This is a genomic window from Brevibacillus migulae, assembly GCF_004521915.1.
GTDB lineage: Bacteria > Bacillota > Bacilli > Brevibacillales > Brevibacillaceae > Brevibacillus_F > Brevibacillus_F migulae.
The window spans coordinates 120,779-138,394 of record NZ_SDKD01000007.1 but is presented as its reverse complement, the minus strand read 5'-3'; the positions used below and the strand labels follow the sequence as shown (position 1 = coordinate 138,394).

Genomic DNA, 17,616 nt, shown 5'->3' with positions numbered 1-17,616 from the left:
GGAATGGAATGCCGGAAGGCCGGATTGTGAAAGCGTTAAGCGGTTTTTACTACGTTGCGGACGGTGACCAAGTGATCCAATGCCGAGCACGTGGCCTTTTCAAGAAAAAGGACGCGAAGGTGAATCCGCTTGTCGGAGACTGGGTCGTCTATGAGTCCGTCAGCGAGACGGAAGGATATGTCATGCAGGTGAGTGAGCGCAAAAACGAGCTGCTTCGTCCTCCCGTTTCTAACGTTGATCAAGCGATTCTCGTTTTCTCCATGCAGGAGCCTGGGTTTAGCCCGTTGCTTCTGGATAAATTTCTGGTTCACACGGAGCATGCAGGAATTGATGCGGTGATCGTGCTATCCAAGGCGGATCTGGTATCCGACGAAGAAGTGGCGGCGGTTATCGATCGCTATGAGAAGGTGGGGTATCGCGTGCTCCCCACCTCCAAGCGGGACCTGCGAGGAATTGAGCAGCTTCGCCACGAGCTGAAGGACGCCATTTCGGTGTTTGCCGGCCAATCGGGGGTAGGAAAATCCTCCTTGATCAACTTGCTGTTCCCGGATATGCAGCTGCAGACGGGTGATGTCAGCCAGAAGTTGGGACGCGGCCGCCATACCACACGGCATGTGGAGCTGATCCCTTTGCCTGAGGGGGGCTATGTGGCAGATACACCAGGGTTTAGCTCCCTGGAGTTTATCGGGTTAAGTGAGCTTGATCTGGCTCATTCCTTCCGTGATTTTGAGCAGGTCGCAGATCAGTGCAAATTCCGCGGCTGCTTGCATTTAAGCGAGCCGGGCTGCGCTGTAAGGGAAGCAGTCGAGTCAGGGGAGATCGTGGCAGAACGCTACGAGCACTACAAGCAATTTACAGAGGAACTAAAAGAATACCAACGGAGGAACAGACCATGGTAAAAGTTGCGCCATCTATCCTATCGGCTGACTTTGCCCGATTGGGAGCGGAGATTCAAGATGTAGAACGAGGAGGAGCGGACTGGATTCATGTTGACGTGATGGATGGGATGTTTGTGCCCAATATCACGATCGGCCCGCTGGTTGTGGATGCGATTCGTCCGGTCACCAAGCTGCCGCTGGATGTTCACTTGATGATCGAAGAGCCGGATCGGTACATCCCGCAGTTTGCGAAAAGCGGGGCAGATTATATCACGGTCCATCAGGAAGCATGCCGTCATCTGCACAGAACGATCCATCTGATCAAAGAGCAGGGGGTCAAAGCAGGGGTTGTACTGAACCCGGCGACACCGCTCGTCACCATCGAATCGATACTGGATGAGCTTGATCTCGTATTGCTGATGACTGTCAATCCGGGATTCGGCGGGCAAAAGTTTATTCCTGGCGTCTTGCAAAAGGTAAAGGCGCTTCGCGGCATGCTGGATGAAAGAGGTCTCTCCCATGTGGACATCGAGATTGATGGCGGGGTAAACCCGGAGACTGCTCGTCTATGCGAAGCGGCGGGTGCGACCGTGTTGGTGGCAGGAAATGCCGTGTTCAACCAGCCGGATCGAGCACAGGCGATCGCGGCGATTCGCGGCTAGGCAACAGATAGAAGAACAGGCAGTGCTAACAAGTAGCACTGCCTGTTTTTTTGCTTCTTCGATAGGAATGTTAAAAATTCCTATCACCATAGGAGCAACTAAGCTCCGTCAAAGTTTTGGCGTAGCCAAGTTTTCCACGTATCTATACCGAGGCTAGACTCAAACCATGGCAAGCTCTTTTGGCAGTCCAGGGCTGCTTTCAATCTCAAGCTCAGGCAGCACGGGGACTGGGGCTCCTGCAGGAGGATCAATGACGGACAAATTGCCTCCGCTGCGGCTAGGAGAGGTGCCGGAGAAGATTTCTGCAATACGTGTTGGATCCATGCGGAAGTTGAATTGCGCATTATGGAGTCCCGCGTCCATGTATTTGCGGCACTCTGGGAATTTGGTAATGTCGATTTCAGGGACGGGAATGACTTTTCCCCAGTTAACTCCCAATGTCTCCAAAGCTTTTGTGAATGCGTTCTGATGGGCATTATCGCGCACCATCAAAAACGCCAAGGTTTCGCGGAAGGTTTGATTGGTGCTCATCTCGTACAGGCGAGATTTTTGCAGGGTACCGGTTGCTTCCAGCACAACGTTGTCCAGCAAATCGCTGATCAGATTGCCATGGCTGTATACCCAGGAGCCATTCCACGGGTTGCCGGCAGCATCTACAGGCAATGAGCTTTGGGCACCAATGATAAAGTGATGCGGATTCGCGCTGTTCACCGCATTGTTCATTGGCGCAGCTTCATCTTTTGGCGGCGCGGAATCGGACCCCGTCAGCAGCTGATTGATCGTATGCTGGACGAGCTCAACATGGCTGATTTCCTCAATAAAAACGCCTTTGATCAGATCGCGGTACTGGGTTGCGTTGCCTCGGAAGTTCGCGCTTTGGAAAGAGAACTGCATCATCGTGCGCATTTCGCCAAAGTGTCCACCCAGTATTTCTTGCATGACTCTGGCTGCTTGGGGATCTGGTTGGTCGGGAACTACCGGGTTAATGAGTTTTTCCGTATAAAAAAACATCTTACAGTCAGCTCCTAACATGATCAAGGTTGTCATCTTAGGTTGGTATTTTAACCGGGGAGACATACGGCTGTTTTTTCATGATGCGAGTAAATGACTCATGATGCGTAAGGATGCGCAGGCAAAAAAACAAGCCGTCAGAATAACTGACGGCGGTTTGCTAAGGGAATATTTGGCTTAACTCGATGGTCAGATCGGAGAAAAGCTGTACCGGAATTTGCTCTTCCTTGGAATAGATTACGGGAGATGAATAGCCGCCATCCTTGAGCAGATACACTTGAACATATTGATTGGCTGGGTCTACAATCCAGTATTCTTTCACCTGGAAACGTTCGTAAAGCCGAAGCTTGACGGTGATGTCTTTTTTAGCGGTTGCAGGGGAAAGGATCTCGATAATGAAGTCCGGTGCCCCTTTACACCCACGCTCGTCGATTTTGTTTGGATCGCAGATGACCAAAAGATCCGGCTGGACCACGTTGCTGCTCAGACCATCAGATTCATTCAACTCAGGCAATCTAACGTCGAAGGGTGCAAAAAACACTTGGCACTCTTTTCCGTGCAAATAGGACCGAAACTGAAAAAATAACTCACCGCTAATACGTTGGTGTTCTGGAGAGGGAGAATGGGTCATGCTGCTAGGAACGCCCTCAATAAGTTCCCAGCGCTCCTGATCATCCCAGGCAAGGTAATCTTGGAAGGTATACCGTCGATTCATTCTTTCGAGTGGCTTGCTCAACTCCAACACCTCCATAACACCATTGTATCTCATATAAAACGATGCCTACAATGTCGTCAACAGTCGCAGGAGCAAGGCAATCCGCGGGGCGATTTGCTCCACCACGACATGTTCATGAGGGGCATGTGCGCCATCCCCCACCGGACCGATTCCGTCGAGGACGGGGATGCCTACTGCCGCTGCAAAATTGCCATCGCTTGTGCCTCCTACGCCAATTTCTTTCAGTTCCATGCCTTCCAATGCGGCTTGTGCTTTCGCGTGGAGAAATAGCTGCTCTGTCGCTGCTGTGCGCTCCATTGGCGGTTTATTGCTGGAAAGCACCACTTCGAGCTCGGCTCCCGGGAGGACCGGAGTCAGACTTTTCATGGCTGCGATGATCCGCTCGCCTTCCTCAATCGTGCTTACCCGAAAATCGACTTCGGCCTCGGCATAGTCAGGGACCACATTGGAGACCGTACCGCCTTTGATAGTGCCGACAGACAGCGTTGTTCCTGCTTCGTACTTGGTAAAACCCTGAATTTTCAGGATCTGATGCGCCATCTCTTCGATCGCATTGACCCCTTTTGCATGGTCATTTCCCGCATGTGCAGCTTTTCCGCGCACGCGGAGGAGAAAGTCGCCGCCGCCTTTACGGCTTGTTTTCAGATCTCCGGCTCCGTAAGAAGGCTCGATGACCAAGGAAAGCGCACTCTTTTTGGCTTCCTCCTTGATGAGCTCCTGGGAGGAGGGGCTTCCGACTTCTTCATCCGTATTCCAGAAAAAGACCAGCTTTTTATGCAAAGGCAGCTTTTCTTCGATGATCGCTTTCAGCGCATAGTAGCTAAAAATAATGCCCGATTTCATGTCGTATGTGCCAGGTCCGTACACCTTGCCGTCCTCGATTCGCCAAGGCTCGGTTTTCAGTGTGCCAATCTCCTTGACGGTGTCAAAGTGGCCGAGAATCAGGATTTGTTCTTCGCCAGTGCCGTACTCAATCCGCAGCTGATCACCGTATGTAGACTGGGGGATAGTCGTTACTTCACAACCGAGAGAACGGAAGCGTTCCGCGATGACGGCACCGAGCCGATCGACAGCTTCTTTATTATGGGTAGGAGTTTCATGCTCCACATAATAACGAAATTCTTCCATGATGGTATCTAGCTTAGCCTGAAAATAACTAGTCCAATTGCTTGTCATGTTTTGCCTCCAGATTGGTGTGTCTGTTGTTCTTAGACTATCATACAGCGCATCGGATAAAAATGGTTATGCAATTTACTTTGTGCAGCAGTGGATAAAGGGACATACTACTAATAGAAGACGGTTGATTGATAATATAAATCTTAGGGGTGATCGACAATATGCATTCGGTGAATAGACTGAAAAATGCGATTTTCTCCAATGAGAAAAAATACAGTTGAAATATTTTTTATGCAGAGTAAAATAGCAATTGTGTGTTGTATAAGTCATTTTGGATAAACATACGAAATCATATTGATCGTTTCTGTTTTATGGAAAAACAACTCACAAAATAAAAGACACAGGGGGAACTCTATCATGAAAAAAATGAAATCCATGTTGGCGATTGCCATGACTTCCGTGCTGGCTGTCGGTGTATTGGCAGGCTGTGGCGCAGGTGGACAAAATAATGCGGGACAAGCAGGGCAGCCTGCTCCTGCAGCGGATCAAGCACAACCATCCGGAGCAACCAAAAAACTCGTAATGGCGACATCTGCAGACTATCCGCCGTACGAATTCCACGATCTCTCCAGCGGACAAGATAAAATTGTTGGCTTTGACGTCGATATCGCCAACTATATCGGGAAAGAGCTGGGCTATGAAATCGAAATACAAGATATGAACTTCGACGGTCTGATTCCGGCGCTGCAATCCAAACGTGCCGATTTTGTCATGGCAGGTATGACACCAAAACCTGAACGTCTGCAAAACGCAGATTTCTCCGCGATCTATTATGAAGCGAGAAACACGATTGTCTCCAAAAAGGACAGCAATATCACCAAGCCTGAGGATCTGGCGAACAAAAAAGTAGTGGTGCAGCTCGGCTCCATTCAAGAGGGTGACGCCAAAGAAATGGCAAAAACCATCCCAGGTATGCAAATCACTTCCCTGAACAAAATCGGCGAGATGGTGCAAGAGATTAAAACAGGCCGTATTGACGCTGCGATTATTGAAGATACTGTGGCAAAAGGCTTTGTCGCAAACAACCCAGAACTGCAGTTCAACACTTTGCCAGACGCTGGTGACAATGGCTCCGCTGTTGCCTTCCCGAAAGGCTCCGAGCATGTGGAAGAGTTCAACAATGTCATCAAGAAAATGCAAGAAAATGGCGAGATGGAAAAACTGATCAAGAAATGGTTCGGGGAATAAGCGGACTAGCTGATATTTTCTAGATAGGTGGGTATGGGCATGGGTTTACTGAATTTCGGACAAATCGTGCCCTATATCCCTTTTATTATTCAAGGGGTAAAGGTCACATTATTATTCACGCTTCTCTCTACGGTTTTTGGCTTTATATGGGGCTCGGTGTTAGCACTCATCAAAATCTCGGATATCAAGCCGTTGAAATGGCTCGCGGTTGCCTATACCTCGGTTTTCCGCGGGACTCCGCTGATTTTGCAGCTTACTTTCGTATATTTTGCAACCCCACAGTTGTTTGGCTATAACATCTCACAAATCGAAGCAGCGGTTCTTACCTTTACGCTTAATTCTGGTGCCTATATCTCGGAAACAATCCGTGCCGGTATCATGGCAGTCGATAAGGGGCAGCGGGAGGCAGCGATGTCGCTCGGCGTGCCATATCGCCGGATGATGTTTGACATCATTTTACCGCAGGCATTCAAGAATATTCTGCCGGCATTGGTCAATGAATCGATTGCGTTGCTGAAGGAATCTGCTCTCGTATCGACCATTGGGGTTGCAGATATTATGCAGCAAGCCAATGTGGTAAAAGGTGCGACCTTCAACTACTTTGCACCGTATTTGGTGGCAGGTGGACTTTATTACGTGATGGTCATGATTCTTACCTGGGTCGCACGTATGGTAGAGGGGAGGTTGCGTCGCAGTGATTAAAGTAGAAAATCTGTCGAAGTCATTTGGCAAATTGGATGTCCTCCACGATATCTCCGCAGAGATCGGAAAAGGGGATGTCATCGCGATTATCGGCCCTTCCGGATCGGGGAAATCCACCCTGCTGCGGTGCATGAACCTGTTGGAGGTGCCAACCAAAGGGCATGTGTACGTTGACGGTCAAGACATTACTTCAGGCAAGACCGATATTATGAAGATTCGTCAAAAAATCGGCATGGTGTTTCAGCATTTTCACCTGTTCCCGCATATGACTGTGCTGCAAAATCTGATGTATGCGCCGATGAAGGTCAAAAACATCTCGAAGGAGCAGGCCGAGAAAAAAGGCCGGGAGCTGCTGGCTCGCGTAGGTCTTTCCGATAAGGCTGATGTGTATCCATCCCGCTTGTCCGGTGGGCAAAAGCAGCGTGTGGCGATCGCACGTTCGTTGGCGATGGAGCCGGAGATCATGCTGTTTGACGAGCCTACCTCTGCGCTTGACCCCGAGATGGTGAAAGAGGTGCTGGAGGTCATGAAGGGTCTGGCACATACCGGGATTACGATGGCGATCGTGACCCACGAGATGGGCTTTGCTCGTGAAGTTGCCGATCAGATCTGGTTCCTTGACGGTGGCCGTCTGGTCGAACAAGCATCTCCGCAAGAATTTTTCAAGCAACCGAAAAGTGAGCGGGCCCGTCAATTCCTGGAGAAGGTCCTGTAACCTTATCTGATGGTTTACAAAGCTTGCTGCTCGTGATAATGTAAGAACGAGTCATAATTGCATACAAAACGTACCAAACGGGAGCCGAGCTTGATCGGCTGAGAGTGCAGCGAATGTGCTGCTAACCGTGGAACCTGAACTGGGTCATGCCAGCGGAGGAAGAGGTATTATCAGCCTGTACAGGCAGCATGGTAAAGCGTAATACATGCTGGTTGGCGAACACTGATGAAATCGACAAACCATCCCGCGGCGGATGGTTTTTTTGTTTCCGTCTGCCAAAGGAATTGCCAAAACGACTTCTTTCTTTTCTGCTGCATGATTCAGAAAGGGAAGAAGTTTTTCATTTGGTAGATAAGAATTGATAAATTCCTTATCTGCATAAGTGCAACTAAGGCTCCGTAAAGGCTTGGCGAAGCCGAGTTTTCTCATCACTGTATAGGAGGGTTTTCATGCAGAATCAACGTTTGTTAATCATGCTTGAAGTTGCCATTATGTCTGCTCTTGCTTATGTACTCAGCACCATCACACTCTGGAAAATGCCGCAGGGCGGGTCCGTTTCGCTGGTCATGGTTCCTATCGCGCTCATGGCGTATCGCCGCGGTCTGCTTGCCGGGTTGGTGACAGGAGTGATTGTCGGGGAACTGAATCATCTTCTCGACGGCTATGTCGTGCATCCGGTTCAGTTGCTGCTAGACTATCCAGTCGCTTTCATGGCTCTAGGTCTGGCGGGTGTCGTACGGCTTTCACGCTTTGAGGAGTCATCCAAGCGGATCACGGCTCTTTGGGGCGGCCTGCTCCTCGGGGTGGTCGGGCGGCTGGTTTGCCACTTTACATCTGGAGTTGTCTGGTTCGCAGAGTATGCGCCGGAAGGAACGCCCGTGGCTCTCTATTCATTCGTATACAACATCACATACCTGCTGCCGGAGATGATCATTACTGGCATCGTGCTGACGTTGATCCTCACCCGTGCACCCCAGCTCTTTTTTGTGGCAAAAGCCAACGTTCGCCGTTTTTCGTAGGCACAATCGTATATTTTCCACATATAGTAATCAGGTAGAAATCATCTCTGCCTGATTTTTTCTTTTTGTAGCAGAAAGTACAAACTCACGAGTAATCAACCTGATACAGCATGAAAGACTTCATGAAAGAAGGACTCGACCATTTCTTCGTGAGGACTTCTATTGAAGTTTTTCTTACTCTTGGCCAGTATCTGATACATGTTTGACCCTCCGCATAAATAAGATGTAATATCGACGTTTTTCGAGAACAACAATGGGAGGTGCGTTTAGTATGGGAATGCGCTCCTTTCGCATGCGGCAGGGGGTCGCAATTCGACGTGCACTCGGAGTTTGTTTAGCGGTTGGAGGGGTCTTGGTTCTCCTATACACGGCACCTCCTTGGATATGGAGTACCTTGATTGGGATCGCACTGACAGGGGCTGGCTGGTATGTATTCCATCTAAAGTAATTTGGGTGAGGGAGGGGTCAAAATGCGATTTTACACCATTAAGCTGCCAAAGTTTTTAGGTGGCATGGTACGTGCCATGATTGAGGCGTTTAACCGAAAAAAATAATTGGAAAAACTTGGCTACGCCAAGCCCTTGGCGGAGCCTTAGTTATTCTTATACGATCTTCCGCTAATCTTTTGGCGCTTTAGCGCGCTTACATTTTCCGATAGTAAAATAAAAAAGCACCTAGGTAGGTGCTTTTTTTCGCATTTGGGAAACCGTAATAATACGGCTCCAATGCCTGTACTACACGCGAGTAACAAGACCGGATTTCAGCGCTTTTGTGCTTACATACACGCGTTTTGGTTTGCCATCCACCAGGATGCGCACTTTTTGTACGTTAACACCCCATGTGCGACGAGTAGCGCGCATAGAGTGGGAGCGAGCATTGCCTGCTTTACCTTGCTTACCAGTTACAAAGCAGCGACGTGCCATTATAAATCCACCTCCCTTGCTGCATTGAAAGAGAATTACTCCATCAGAGTAAATCCAAACACTTGACTATAGTAGCATACCCCCTTGTCAATTGCAATACTTGACACTAATTTCAAATTGGTAAATCAGAAAGGATCAACTTTCCGATATACATAATGGCAACTAAGGCTCCACCTAAGTCTTCCCGCAGCCAAGTTTTTCTAATGAATCGACAAAACGCTTCATTTTCCTCCATGGTTAGTGTAGAATTGTGGGAAGTATGGTAGTAGGATGAACGGTCCAAGCCGTTTGTTAAAGGAGGAGTTCTTGCATGACAGTGGAAATGAACACACCTCTTGGTAAAATTGACGTGACAGAAGATGTGATTGCCCGCATTGCTGGCGGAGCCGCAATGGAAGTGTTCGGCCTTGTCGGCATGGCTTCACGTAAAGCGCTGAAAGATGGAATCGCTGAGCTTTTGGGACGCGACAATTTGAGTAAAGGCGTCGTCGTGCATCACCAAAATGGAGAAGTCAGCCTCGACATGCACATCATTGTCAGCTATGGCACCAAAATCTCTGAAGTGGCAGGAAATGTCCAACGACGTGTTCGTTATACAGTAGAGCAATTGGTAGGCATTGATCTGGCTGGGATTAACATCTATGTGCAAGGGGTCCGTACAGATAGGGAAACGTAAGGAGGAACATCAGTGGTACATACGCGTCTTGATGGCACGCTTTTTAGCCAGATGGTATACCTGGGCGCCCAAAAATTAAAAAGCAACGTAAAAGTAGTAGATGCGCTGAACGTGTTCCCCGTACCAGACGGGGATACCGGGACGAATATGAATCTCACGCTTACTTCAGGCGTGGACGAGTTGTCCCGCAGAGAATCGGTGAACATCGGTGAATCTGCAGCAGCGCTTGCGAAAGGCTTGCTGATGGGCGCACGCGGCAACTCGGGAGTGATTTTGTCCCAGCTGTTCCGCGGATTTAGCAAATCGGTCAATGGAAAGGATTCCATTCATGCCCGCCAATTCGCGGATGCCCTGAAGGCTGGGGTAGATTCTGCGTATCAGGCCGTCATGAAGCCGGTAGAGGGTACCATTCTGACTGTCGCCAGGGAAGCTGCAGATATGGCTGTACGTACGGCAAAATCAACGGATGATGTCGTGCGAGTCATGGAAAAAACATATGAGCAAGCAAAAGCGGCCCTATTGAAGACACCTGATCTTTTGCCTGTCTTAAAAGAAGTGGGCGTAGTGGATTCGGGTGGACAAGGATTGCTCTTTATTTATGAAGGGTTTCTGCGTGCTTTGCGCGGGGAAGTCGCCGCGGATCAAGAAGTGCAAGAGAAGACTTCCGTTTCCCATGCTGATCTGGATACGATGGTGGAAGAGCATCATAGTGCCCAGCTTCATTTAAAGACCGAGGATATTCATTATGGGTATTGCACGGAGTTCATGATTCATATCAAAAACAGCACGGAACCGGACAAGAAAATGTTTTCCGAGATGGCGTTCCGCAATCAGCTTGATCAAATGGGAGATTCTTTGCTGGTCGTATCGGATGACGAAGTGGTCAAAGTTCACATCCATGCGGAAGAGCCCGGCAAGGTATTGAACTTTGCCCAGCAATTCGGGAGCCTGCATCGTCTGAAAATCGAAAATATGCGTGAGCAGCACGCCAATATCCTCAAGGAAGAGGAGAAAAAGGCAGGTGCTTTCGCTGCTGCTCCAACGAAACAGGTGCCATATGGATTTATCGCCGTAGCGGCGGGCGAAGGGATCGCTGATATTTTCCGCAGTCTGGGTGTACAATCCATTGTAGAAGGCGGACAAACCATGAATCCCAGCACGGAAGACTTTATCAAAGCGATTGAAGCGCTTCCGGCTGAAAACGTCATCATTCTGCCGAATAACAGCAACATTATTATGGCTGCACAGCAAGCGGCACAGCTGGCGGACAAACCGATCGCCGTCATTCCGACGAAGAGTGTGCCGCAGGGCATGGCTGCCTTGGTTGCTTTCAACGGAGGAGCTTCCCTGGAAGAGAATACAGCCGCTATGACGGAAGCGATCGCATCGGTGAAAACCGGTCAAGTCACGTATGCGGTGCGCGATACGAAAATGGGCGATGTCGATATCAAAGAAGGGGATTACATCGGGATTGCCGAAAAAGAGATTGTGACTTCCCAGGCAGATTTGATGGGAACGGCCAAAGCGCTTTTGCGTGAACTCGTCGACGAAGACACATCGATTGTCACGATCATTACCGGAGAGGGATCCAAGCCGGAACATGCGGAGGCACTTGCCCTGCTGCTTTCCGTTGATTTCCCGGATACCGATGTGGAGATCCTCGCAGGCGGCCAGCCGCTCTATCCATTCATATTTGCCGTTGAATAGGGAAGTACAGTCACAGAGAGGAGCAGGGTTGAATGCCACCCATTGTCATTCTCACGGACAGCGCATCGGATATTGAACCGGCTTTGCGTGAATCGCTCGGGATCGTGAGCGTTCCGTTGAAAGTTAGTTTTGGGGAAGAAACGTTTGCAGATGGTGTGGACCTGAGTTCCAGCCAGTTTTTTGAGAAACTGCGCGGATCCGAAGTGCTGCCTGTAACGTCACAGCCTTCTCCGCTTGATTTTGCCGAAGCGTATAAAGGTATCGTCGAAAAGCATGGAAAAGACGTACAAATCATTGCACTGATTTTGTCAGCTGTTTTATCAGGTACCTATCAATCGGCGGTCATTGGCAAGTCGATGCTGGAAGAAGAACTGGATATTACGGTGATTGATTCGCGAAAAGCCTCCTTTGTGCACGGGATCGTGGCAGTCGAGGCAGCTCGTGCCGCACAAGCGGGAAAATCCAAGCAACAGATTTTGGACATCATCGAACGAATGCTGGACCAAAGCGCTGTCTATTTTGTCGTAGATACACTCACCTACTTGCAAAAGGGCGGCCGCATTGGGAAAGCAGCGGCAGTGGTCGGGTCATTGCTCAACATCAAACCGATTCTGACGCTGGATTCAGTCGGTACGGTGACGCCTTACGATAAGGTGAGGGGTACGAAAAAAGCGTTGGCCCGTGTGATGGAGGCGCTGAAAGAGTTTGCTGGTGATCACCCCGTCAAAGCAACGGTCCTGCATGGCGATGCAGCTGCAGAAGGGGCTGCCTTGTTGGAGCAAGTCAAGCAGGAATTCAACGTGACCGATACCTATCTGCAGGAAATCGGTCCAGTGATCGGCACGCATACGGGTCCAGGTTTGCTCGCTTGTTTATTGGTCAAAGAGTAATGCATTTGAAAACTCCCTGATGAAGGGAGTTTTTTTACGGATCAAGTAGACTTCCATCAGGATCGGGAAGCTTCGGCGCTTAGACGTAATACCGGGGTATTTCCCTGTAGCGCTTTCATAGGTACTGAGCTACAATATTCACAGAAACGCTTTTTCGTTTACGATGCGAAAGCGGGAGGATGAATCATGAAGTACAAAAGCGTTTTTGATATTATCGGCCCGGTGATGGTAGGGCCGTCAAGCTCCCACACAGCAGGAGCTGCACGGATTGGCCGAGTGGCGAGAAAGCTGTTCGGCAAACAGCCAACTAAGGCCGAGATCACGTTTTACGGCTCCTTTGCCAAAACGTATAAAGGACATGGATCGGATGTTGCAACGGTTGCGGGTATCCTCGACTTTGATACAGATGATTTACGCTTAAAAGATTCGTTGCAAATTGCCAAAGATTTGGGCATGGAGATAGAGATCCGGACCTCCGAGCTATTGACGGAGCATCCGAATACGTCGCGGATCTGTCTGTCAGAGGGAGACGCAACCGTAGAGGTCGTCGGGGTGTCCATCGGCGGCGGAAAAATTGAGATTATCGAAATCAATGGCTTCGATTTTCAGCTCTCTTTTCATGCGCCGACCCTGATGGTGTTGCATCGGGATCGTTTCGGCATGATCGCAGCGGTGGCAAAGGTGCTGACCGCCCATCAGATTAATGTAGGGCTGATGGAGGTGTCCCGTTTGGTGAAGGGGGCAGACGCGCTGATGGCCATTGAGGTGGATTCCCCCTTATCAGCGGAGGTATTGGAAGAGATTCGTCAGATTCCGCATATTAAAGAGGTATCATTGCTCTCGTTTTCATAAGCAACCTGAAGGAGTGACAACATGTTTCGCAATGTGGCTGAATTGGTAGAGCTAGCAGAGAAAAAGGGACAGAAGATCTCGCAGGTCATGATTGAAGCAGAGATCGAGGTTTCCGGCCGGACGCGGGAAGCGATCATGGAAGAGATGTATCGCAATCTCGACGTCATGGAAAAAGCAGTCCGTCGCGGATTAACAGAAGATATTCGTTCACACAGCGGCCTGACCGGCGGTGATGCGAAAAAGCTGCAGCAATATATGCAAGAAAAACCGTTTTTATCGGGACCGACCTTGTTAAATGCGGTGAGCATGGCAATTGCCGTCAATGAAGTGAATGCAGCCATGGGTACGATCGTGGCTACCCCGACGGCGGGTGCTTGCGGCATTGTACCGGGGACGCTGTTTGCGATCTCAGACAAGCTGCAGCCGACTCGCGAGCAGATGGTGGACTATTTGTTTACGGCAGGCGCGATCGGTTTTTGTATTGCCAACAATGCTTTTATTTCCGGCGCGGCGGGCGGTTGTCAGGCCGAGGTAGGCTCTGCGACTGCGATGGCGGCAGCGGCCATCGTAGAAATGGCAGGAGGAACTCCCGAGGAATCGTCCCAGGCAGTCGCAATCGCGCTGAAAAATATGCTGGGGCTGGTCTGTGATCCTGTGGCAGGCTTGGTGGAAGTGCCATGTGTCAAACGCAATGCTATGGGGGCAGCGATCGCAACGGTTGCCGCCGATATGGCGATGGCCGGCATCCGTAGTGTCATTCCAACCGATGAAGTCATCGAGGCGATGTATCGCATTGGCTGCACGATGCCTACCACATTGAAAGAAACGGCACAAGGAGGGTTGGCGGCAACGCAGACTGGTCGCATGATTGAGGCGAAGGTATTCGGAGTGCCGCTGAAATAACATATGCAGCAAGTATTGGATTCACCTGTATCGAATATTTATGGTGTCGGTGAAGAGCGGGCAAAAGAATTGGCGGGACTCGGGATTCATACTATCAGGGAACTGCTGGAGTATTTCCCGAGCCGCTATGAAGATTACCGCGTACGTGATTTGATGGATGTCAAGGACGGGGAGAGGGTGACGCTGGCCGGTACGGTCTATGGCGAGCCCTCTGTCCGTTTTTATGGCAAGCGGAAATCGCGGATTTCGGTGCGCATGGTGATCAACCGGGTCGTGGTCATGGCAGTCTGGTTCAATCAGCCATACATCAAAAAGCAGATTGCCCCCGGCAAAGAGATCATCGTCACCGGAAAATGGGACAAGCATAAGCTGCAAATCACCGTCAGCGAGATGACAGAGGTCGATTCAGAGCGAGCGCAGAAGCGTGGCGACCTGGTTCCGGTATATCCGCTCGGCGGCGAAATCACGCTGGCCTTTTTGCGGAAAACCATTGAACGAGGATTGCAAAAATACGGGAAGTACCTGGAAGAGATATTGCCGGAGGAGATTGTGGCGAGGTATCGGTTGATGCCGCGAGCGGAAGCCATCCAGACGGTCCACTTTCCGGAAAATATGGAAGAAGGCAGACGTGCCCGCCGGCGGATCATGTTCGAGGAGCTGTTCCTGTTTCAGCTGAAAATGCAGGCGCTTCGGCGGATCAACCGCCAGCAGCAAAAGGGCATGGCTCAGCAGATCCCGATGGAGGAGGTCCGCGCTTTTGTCAAATCTTTGCCGTATCCGTTAACGAATGCGCAGAAGCGGGTGGTCAAAGAGATCCTCGACGATATGCAGGCTCCTTACTCCATGAATCGTCTGCTGCAAGGGGATGTAGGCTCGGGGAAAACGGTGGTAGCCGCGATCGCGTTGTATGCGTCTGTGAAAGCGGGCTATCAAGGCGCATTGATGGTGCCGACGGAAATCCTGGCGGAGCAGCATGTGCAATCGCTGCAGGGACTGCTGGAACCACTCGGGCTTCAGGTCGCGTTACTGTCTGGATCGTTGACCGCCAAGAAAAGACGGGAAATCATCGCCGCCCTGCAAATGGGGATGATCGATGTGGTTGTAGGGACCCACGCATTGATCCAGGAGGATGTATTCTTCCGCGATCTGGGTTTGGTGATTACGGACGAGCAGCACCGTTTTGGCGTGGAGCAGCGCCGGATTTTGCGCAGCAAAGGCATGTCGCCCGATGTGCTCTTCATGACTGCTACGCCGATTCCGCGGACGCTAGCGATCACGGCATTTGGCGATATGGACGTATCTACGATCGATGAGATGCCGGCAGGGCGCAAACCGATTGAGACGACATGGGCCAAGCATGAGCAGTTTCATCAGGTGCTGGAGCAGATGCGCGGTGAACTGCGCCGGGGCAGACAAGCGTATGTCATTTGTCCATTGATCGAAGAATCGGAAAAGCTGGACGTACAGAATGCGATCGATGTGCATGTGCAGCTTCAGCAATTTTTCCCTGAATACAAGGTAGGGCTCATGCATGGACGCTTGCCCGCCAAGGAAAAGGATGAAGTGATGCAATCGTTCGCCAGCGGGGAGACGCAGGTGCTGGTCTCCACGACCGTAGTGGAGGTAGGGGTCAATGTGCCGAATGCGACCTTTATGGCGATTTATGATGCGGAGCGCTTCGGGCTTGCCCAGCTGCATCAGCTGCGTGGGCGTGTCGGTCGCGGAGCCGAGCAGTCCTACTGTGTGTTGATTGCCGATCCCAAGTCAGAGGTCGGGAAAGAGCGGATGCGGATCATGTGCGAGACCAATGACGGCTTTGAGCTGTCGCGCCGTGATTTGGAGCTGCGCGGACCTGGCGACTTTTTTGGTACGAAGCAGAGCGGCTTGCCGGAATTCAAGGTGGCGGATCTGCTTTCCGACTACAAAGCGCTGGAGGTAGCGCGGCAGGAAGCCACCGAGCTGGTTGCCCAGGACACCTTTTGGAAGGAAGCCCGCTTCGCCCCGCTGCGCGATTACTTGCAGAGAGAAGGCGTACTGGAAGGCGTGATATTTGACTAGGCAGCGGCGCCCTGTGCTGCCGTTTTACATGTATCGGACGGATCCTCTCGCGTATCATTTTTAGGGGAAGGAAGCTGGCTGTTTATTCCCATTGAAAAGAATCTGCGGGTGTTTATTCAGAACAAGTGAACGGATTTGAATGTGAGACAAGCAGCGATATCATGCAAGGGACTCCTCCTGCATGACATCGCTGCTTTTTTGTGAAATGGAAAAGCAAGATCGCGAATGAAAACTGGTTTTGTTTTATGTTACAACGGATACAACTGCCAAAAAAGAACAAGGGGGGATTTCATGAAAACGAAAGAGCTTGCGGCTCTGTTTGGACTGGCTGCCTTATGGGGAGCATCATTTTTATTTATTCGGATTGCTTCACCGGCGATCGGTCCGGTGCTCACGATTCAGGCGCGTGTGACCATTGCCGCAGTTGCATTATTGATGTATATGCTGATGAGAGGGCAAAAAACGGGATTCAAACAGCATTGGAAGCAATATTTGGTGATCGGGGCATTAAACGCTTCGATTCCCTTTACCCTCATTGCGATCGCGTCTCTCTCCTTGAATGCTTCCATGCTGGCGATCATGAATTCCCTGACGCCGCTGTTTACAGCCCTTGTACTGTGGGGGTGGCGGAAAGAAAAGATAAGCATGAAAAAGTGGGCTGGTATTTTCATCGGTATCACAGGGGTCATCATCTTGGTTGGATGGAGTCCGATCCATTTCACACCAGCAGTTGTCGTTGCGATTGTGCTATCTATTCTTTCAACGATTTCTTATGGTTTTGCCGGCGTTTATGCGAAAAATGCCTTTGATCGCGTGCCGCCATTGTCCGTCGCTTTTGGACAGCAAATGGGAGCAGCTCTCCTCCTTGTTCCATTCACCTTATTCCGTTTACCGGCAACAACGTCAGCTCTTACCCCTGCCGTAGTGTGGTCAGTTGTTGGCTTAGCCGTTTTATGCACGGCTATTGGCTATCTCCTGTATTTTTACTTAATTACAAGTATCGGTCCCACGAAAACGTTGAGCGTGACATTCATGATTCCGTTGTTTGGCATGCTATGGGGTGTGCTGTTTCTCAATGAACAGATTACGAAGGGCATGATTGTTGGCCTGCTTGTTATTCTCAGCAGTATCTTTTTGATTTCGGATATCCAAGCGCAGCGAATCGTTAAAAAAGCAAAAGCCACAAGTTAACAGTGGCTTTTATTCAATCTTGTCTTACACAATTTCATCTTTTTCCGGATCATAGTAATCAATCAGCTCGGGAAAGGCATCTCTGGCGACTTGAGCAACATTGCGCATTTGTTCAAACATGCGAGTGTTTCCTGTCAAGGCTTCGGTGTCATCGCCCATCAGGGTGGTTTCGTCTCCTGCTTGCAGGTCTTGGTCTTGGTCTTTACCTTGATCTTGATCGTTTTCTTGATACGTTTCCTCGTTCATGGATACACCTCTTTCATGATGGTATGTATGCATAAGTTCCCCTATCGACGTGCAGTCCATCCATCCGTGAATGGTGTGGTCTT

At 50.2% G+C, this 17,616-nt stretch carries 19 protein-coding genes and 1 riboswitch; of the genes, 14 read left to right on the top strand and 5 right to left on the bottom strand.

Features of this window, described 5'->3' with window-relative positions:
* The first annotated feature begins 8 nt into the window (after positions 1 to 8).
* Both rsgA and rpe read left to right on the top strand, forming a co-directional pair.
* Positions 9 to 899, top strand: coding sequence for a ribosome small subunit-dependent GTPase A (rsgA, locus tag EIZ37_RS10265; RefSeq protein WP_134684505.1), 891 nt, complete (start codon positions 9 to 11; stop codon positions 897 to 899).
* Positions 893 to 1,540: a ribulose-phosphate 3-epimerase gene (gene rpe / locus EIZ37_RS10260; protein WP_134684504.1), complete on the top strand. Its 648-nt coding sequence runs from the start codon at positions 893 to 895 to the stop codon at positions 1,538 to 1,540. Before rsgA ends, rpe begins: the two co-directional genes overlap by 7 nt.
* 159 nt (positions 1,541 to 1,699) lie before the next feature.
* On the opposite strand, the gene EIZ37_RS10255 is transcribed toward rpe, so the two are convergent.
* The 3 genes from EIZ37_RS10255 to EIZ37_RS10245 all read right to left on the bottom strand — a co-directional run bounded on the left by EIZ37_RS10255 (position 1,700) and on the right by EIZ37_RS10245 (position 4,463).
* The gene (locus EIZ37_RS10255) at positions 1,700 to 2,551 is read right to left on the bottom strand and encodes a manganese catalase family protein (protein ID WP_134684503.1); all 852 of its coding nucleotides are present in this window, start codon (positions 2,549 to 2,551) and stop codon (positions 1,700 to 1,702) included.
* A 160-nt stretch (positions 2,552 to 2,711) separates the two neighbouring features.
* Positions 2,712 to 3,302 carry a Uma2 family endonuclease gene (locus EIZ37_RS10250; protein WP_235827950.1) on the bottom strand — a complete coding sequence of 197 codons (591 nt, stop codon included), beginning with the start codon at positions 3,300 to 3,302 and terminating at the stop codon, positions 2,712 to 2,714.
* A 30-nt stretch (positions 3,303 to 3,332) separates the two neighbouring features.
* A complete protein-coding gene (locus EIZ37_RS10245) occupies positions 3,333 to 4,463 on the bottom strand; it encodes a M20 family metallopeptidase (protein WP_134684502.1) in 1,131 nt (376 codons plus the stop codon).
* Between the two features lie 357 nt (positions 4,464 to 4,820).
* On the opposite strand from EIZ37_RS10245, the gene EIZ37_RS26380 reads away from it, so the two are divergent.
* The 5 genes from EIZ37_RS26380 (at position 4,821) to spoVM (ending at position 8,641) form a co-directional block, all read left to right on the top strand.
* Positions 4,821 to 5,651 (top strand): transporter substrate-binding domain-containing protein, encoded by an 831-nt coding sequence (locus tag EIZ37_RS26380; RefSeq protein ID WP_235827949.1) that lies wholly within the window; start codon positions 4,821 to 4,823, stop codon positions 5,649 to 5,651.
* Between the two features lie 33 nt (positions 5,652 to 5,684).
* Positions 5,685 to 6,353 (top strand): amino acid ABC transporter permease, encoded by a 669-nt coding sequence (locus tag EIZ37_RS26375; RefSeq protein WP_235827948.1) that lies wholly within the window; start codon positions 5,685 to 5,687, stop codon positions 6,351 to 6,353.
* A complete protein-coding gene (locus EIZ37_RS10235) occupies positions 6,346 to 7,068 on the top strand; it encodes an amino acid ABC transporter ATP-binding protein (RefSeq protein WP_134684501.1) in 723 nt (240 codons plus the stop codon). Before EIZ37_RS26375 ends, EIZ37_RS10235 begins: the two co-directional genes overlap by 8 nt.
* A gap of 67 nt (positions 7,069 to 7,135) precedes the next feature.
* Positions 7,136 to 7,246: riboswitch (TPP riboswitch) on the top strand.
* A gap of 271 nt (positions 7,247 to 7,517) precedes the next feature.
* Positions 7,518 to 8,087 carry an energy-coupled thiamine transporter ThiT gene (thiT, locus tag EIZ37_RS10230; protein WP_134684500.1) on the top strand — a complete coding sequence of 190 codons (570 nt, stop codon included), beginning with the start codon at positions 7,518 to 7,520 and terminating at the stop codon, positions 8,085 to 8,087.
* A 470-nt stretch (positions 8,088 to 8,557) separates the two neighbouring features.
* Positions 8,558 to 8,641 carry a stage V sporulation protein SpoVM gene (gene spoVM, locus EIZ37_RS10225; RefSeq protein WP_134684598.1) on the top strand — a complete coding sequence of 28 codons (84 nt, stop codon included), beginning with the start codon at positions 8,558 to 8,560 and terminating at the stop codon, positions 8,639 to 8,641.
* A gap of 180 nt (positions 8,642 to 8,821) precedes the next feature.
* Here spoVM and rpmB read toward each other — a convergent pair whose 3' ends face one another.
* Positions 8,822 to 9,010: a 50S ribosomal protein L28 gene (gene rpmB, locus EIZ37_RS10220; RefSeq protein ID WP_134684499.1), complete on the bottom strand. Its 189-nt coding sequence runs from the start codon at positions 9,008 to 9,010 to the stop codon at positions 8,822 to 8,824.
* A 310-nt stretch (positions 9,011 to 9,320) separates the two neighbouring features.
* On the opposite strand from rpmB, the gene EIZ37_RS10215 reads away from it, so the two are divergent.
* The 7 genes from EIZ37_RS10215 to EIZ37_RS10185 all read left to right on the top strand — a co-directional run bounded on the left by EIZ37_RS10215 (position 9,321) and on the right by EIZ37_RS10185 (position 17,287).
* The gene (locus EIZ37_RS10215) at positions 9,321 to 9,686 is read left to right on the top strand and encodes an Asp23/Gls24 family envelope stress response protein (RefSeq protein WP_134684498.1); all 366 of its coding nucleotides are present in this window, start codon (positions 9,321 to 9,323) and stop codon (positions 9,684 to 9,686) included.
* 12 nt (positions 9,687 to 9,698) lie between these two features.
* Positions 9,699 to 11,393 (top strand): DAK2 domain-containing protein, encoded by a 1,695-nt coding sequence (locus EIZ37_RS10210; RefSeq protein ID WP_134684497.1) that lies wholly within the window; start codon positions 9,699 to 9,701, stop codon positions 11,391 to 11,393.
* Positions 11,394 to 11,425: 32 nt separating this feature from the next.
* Positions 11,426 to 12,283 carry a DegV family protein gene (locus tag EIZ37_RS10205; protein ID WP_134684496.1) on the top strand — a complete coding sequence of 286 codons (858 nt, stop codon included), beginning with the start codon at positions 11,426 to 11,428 and terminating at the stop codon, positions 12,281 to 12,283.
* A gap of 186 nt (positions 12,284 to 12,469) precedes the next feature.
* Positions 12,470 to 13,135 (top strand): L-serine ammonia-lyase, iron-sulfur-dependent subunit beta, encoded by a 666-nt coding sequence (gene sdaAB / locus EIZ37_RS10200; protein WP_134684495.1) that lies wholly within the window; start codon positions 12,470 to 12,472, stop codon positions 13,133 to 13,135.
* 21 nt (positions 13,136 to 13,156) lie between these two features.
* Complete coding sequence (gene sdaAA, locus EIZ37_RS10195) at positions 13,157 to 14,038, top strand: L-serine ammonia-lyase, iron-sulfur-dependent, subunit alpha (protein ID WP_134684494.1); 882 nt, start codon at positions 13,157 to 13,159, stop codon at positions 14,036 to 14,038.
* 3 nt (positions 14,039 to 14,041) lie between these two features.
* A complete protein-coding gene (gene recG, locus EIZ37_RS10190; protein ID WP_134684493.1) occupies positions 14,042 to 16,096 on the top strand; it encodes an ATP-dependent DNA helicase RecG in 2,055 nt (684 codons plus the stop codon).
* A 291-nt stretch (positions 16,097 to 16,387) separates the two neighbouring features.
* Positions 16,388 to 17,287, top strand: coding sequence for a DMT family transporter (locus tag EIZ37_RS10185; protein WP_134684492.1), 900 nt, complete (start codon positions 16,388 to 16,390; stop codon positions 17,285 to 17,287).
* A 24-nt stretch (positions 17,288 to 17,311) separates the two neighbouring features.
* Here EIZ37_RS10185 and EIZ37_RS10180 read toward each other — a convergent pair whose 3' ends face one another.
* The gene (locus EIZ37_RS10180; protein WP_134684491.1) at positions 17,312 to 17,533 is read right to left on the bottom strand and encodes a hypothetical protein; all 222 of its coding nucleotides are present in this window, start codon (positions 17,531 to 17,533) and stop codon (positions 17,312 to 17,314) included.
* Between the last annotated feature and the right edge of the window lie 83 nt (positions 17,534 to 17,616).